Source organism: Streptomyces sp. ICN903 (assembly GCF_022015835.1).
In the GTDB taxonomy this organism is placed as follows: Bacteria; Actinomycetota; Actinomycetes; order Streptomycetales; family Streptomycetaceae; genus Streptomyces; species Streptomyces fenghuangensis.
Genome location: NZ_JAKMAY010000469.1, coordinates 1 through 2937, shown reverse-complemented (window position 1 = coordinate 2937; position 2937 = coordinate 1). Strand labels below are relative to the sequence as shown.

Genomic DNA, 2937 nt, shown 5'->3' with positions numbered 1-2937 from the left:
CACCCGCTCTTCGCCGGCCTGGTCGGCGCGGCCGTGAAGCGGCAGCTGGACTCCGGCGCGTCCCCCCGGGCCGCCTCCGCCGCGGCGGGCGAGGGGGCCTGAGCCGTGGCGGAGAAGGAAGCAGGGGCTCTGCGGGACGTCCCGCGGCAGTGGCGGGTCACCGCCTCCGAGACGCCCTTCGAGGGCGCCAAGACCAGTGTGCGCACCGACCGCGTGGTGATGCCGGACGGCTCCGTCGCCGCCCGCGACTACCAGGTCCACCCCGGCTCGGTGGCCGTCCTCGCCCTCGACGAGCAGGACCGGGTGCTGGTGATCAGCCAGTACCGGCACCCGGTGCGGCACAAGCTGTGGGAGATCCCCGCCGGCCTGCTCGACGTACCCGGCGAGAACCCGCTGAGCGCCGCCAGGCGCGAGCTGTACGAGGAGGCGCACGTCAAGGCCGAGGACTGGCGGGTGCTGACCGACGTCTACACCTCGCCCGGCGGCAGTGACGAGGCGGTACGCGTCTTCCTCGCCCGCGGTCTGTCCGACGCCGACGGCGAGCGTTTCGAGGTCAGCGACGAGGAGGCCGACATGGAGGTGGCCCGTGTGCCCCTGGCACAGCTGGTGCGCGGCGTGCTGGCGGGGGACCTGCACAACAACTGCCTGGCGATCGGTGTCCTGGCGCTGACCGCCGCACGGACCGAGGGCGGTCTGGAGGCCCTGCGCCCGGCCGAGGCGCCCTGGCCCGCGAGGCCGTTCCAGGCGTGAGCGGCCGGCCGTGACGGCCGGAACGTGAGCGCGCCCCGGGCGCGGAGCGACCGCTCCGCGCCCGGGGCGCGCGGCGCCGGTGCGGACCGTCCGTGGTGAACTACCCTTCCAGCCGTGACGGATCAGGCGCTGCACCCCGGCGGACCGGCCCCGTCCGCCGAAGCCGTGGACGGAGGCGGGGCGGCGGGCGGTTTCCTCGGACGGCGGCGCGAACTGGACCTGCTGCGCGCCGACGCCGGGCACGCCGGGCCCGGCACCTCCTCCCGCTGCCGGGTCCTGCTCGTCGCGGGCCGGCCCGGCTCGGGCCGCACCGCGCTGGCGGAGCAGTTCGCGCGGCAGGTGGCCGCCGACTACCCCGACGGGATCCTGCGCGCCCGGCTCAGCGACCCGGACGGCACCCCCGTCCCCACCGAACGCACCGCCCGCGACCTGCTGCGCGTACTGGCCGCGGCGGGAGGCACGGTCGGCCGGCCCGTGGCCGCTCCTCCCGCCGGGGCGGGGGACGCGGAGCTCGCGGAGGCGCTGCGCACCGCACTGGCGGACCTCCGTGCCCTGCTTGTGCTGGACGACGTGGCCGCTCCCGAGCAGCTTCACGGCCTGCTGCCCGACAGCCGGGGCTGCCTCGTGCTGGCCGTCTCCCGCGGTCCGCTGACCGGCATTCCGGATGTGCGGCCCCGCACGCTGGAGGGGCTCGACACGGCCGCGGCGGTCGCCCTGCTGGAGCAGCGGGCCGGAGACACCCCGCGCGTCACCGTCGACCCGCGTGCGGCGGAGGCCCTGGCCGAGGCCTGCGGCGGGCGTCCCGCGGCGCTCGCCCTGGTCGGGGGCTGGCTGGCGGCCCACCCCACGGCGTCCGTGGCCGAGGCGGCCCGGCGGTTCGCCGCCCTCCCCGACGACCTCCCCGGCGGTGCGGCGGACGACGCCCACGAACCCGAGGACGCGTCGGGACGGGTGCCCGGCGGCCACTTCGGCACTCCTCCCGGTGGTCCTCCCGGCCTCGCGCGAGCCGCCGTCCCCGGCCCCCGCACCCGTCCCGCTCCGGTCGCCCGGCCGCTGGTCCGCGCCTTCCACCTGGTCCACGGCTCGCTGCCGCCCTCCGCCGCGCGCTTTCTGCGTCTGCTGGCGCTCGCCCCGGCCGGACTCGCCGACGCCCACACCGCCGCGGCCCTCGCCGGCTGCCGGGCGGACGAGGCCGCGGCCACGCTGGAGGCCTTCACCGGGCTCGGCCTGCTGCGCACCACCGCCACTCCGGGGCTGTACACGGTCCCGGGCTGCCTCGCCCCCGTCCTCGCGGCCGTGCTGGAGGAACGGGAGCGCCCGCAGGACGTGAGGCTGGCCCGGGCCCGGGTGCTGGAGCGGTCGGTGCGGCTGCTGCGGTCCTGCCGGGCAGCGGCCGAGCCGCCCGGTTCACCGGCACGCCGGGCGGCGGCCGAGCTGCCGCGCGCCCTGCGTTTCGAAAGCCGCGCCGCCGCTGCCGCCTGGCTCGGCCCCCGGCTGCCGGGCCTGCGCGCGGCCGCCCGCACCGCCGTGGGGGACGGGGAACTGGACACCCTGGCCCGGCGGCTGGCCGCAGCCCTCGCCGGGGCCCTGACCTCGCACGCGGGATCAGAGCCGGCCGCCCCCGAGCTGTACCGGCTCCACGAACTGCTGCTGCCGGTCACCGAGCGGCGCGGGCTGCACGGCGAGCGCGCCGCGATCCTGCTCGACCTCGGCGACCTCGACGCCCACGCGGGCCGCCCGCACCGGGCGCTGACGCGCTACCGCGCCGCGCTGGAGGCGGCCCGGGCCGACGGCGGGCGCGGTGGCGACCGGAGCGCGGCGGCGGCCGCGCGGGCGCTGGAGTCCCTGGGCGACACCTACGCGAGTCTGGGGGACGACCGGCGCGCCGGCGACTGGTACGGCAGGGCGCTGGCGCTGTGCCAGACCCGCGGCGAGCCGGCCGGCGAGGCCCGGCTGCACGGGCTGATCGGGGCCGCGCATCTGCGCGAGGGCCGCTGGGAGGAGGCCCTGCGGGCCTGGCGGGCCTGTGCCGCGGCCTGCCGGCGGCTGCGGGACGGGGAGGCGTACGCGCGGGCGCTGGAGGAGGTGGCCAGGGTCCAGGAGTACGCGGGCCGCACCGAGGAGGCGCGGCGCACCCGCCGCCGGGCCCTGCGGTGGGGGCGTCCGGGAGCCGGGCGCGGGGACGGG

2 protein-coding genes are annotated in these 2937 nt (G+C 79.2%); both read left to right on the top strand.

Annotation, left to right across the window (positions count from 1 at the left end):
- Window positions 1-105 precede the first annotated feature (105 nt).
- Window positions 106-750, top strand: a complete 645-nt coding sequence (locus L7D48_RS27810; RefSeq protein ID WP_237883707.1) for an NUDIX hydrolase — start codon at window positions 106-108, stop codon at window positions 748-750.
- A 114-nt stretch (window positions 751-864) separates the two neighbouring features.
- Window positions 865-2937 (top strand): tetratricopeptide repeat protein (locus L7D48_RS27805; RefSeq protein WP_237883705.1); only part of this gene is annotated, 2073 nt, incomplete at its 3' end.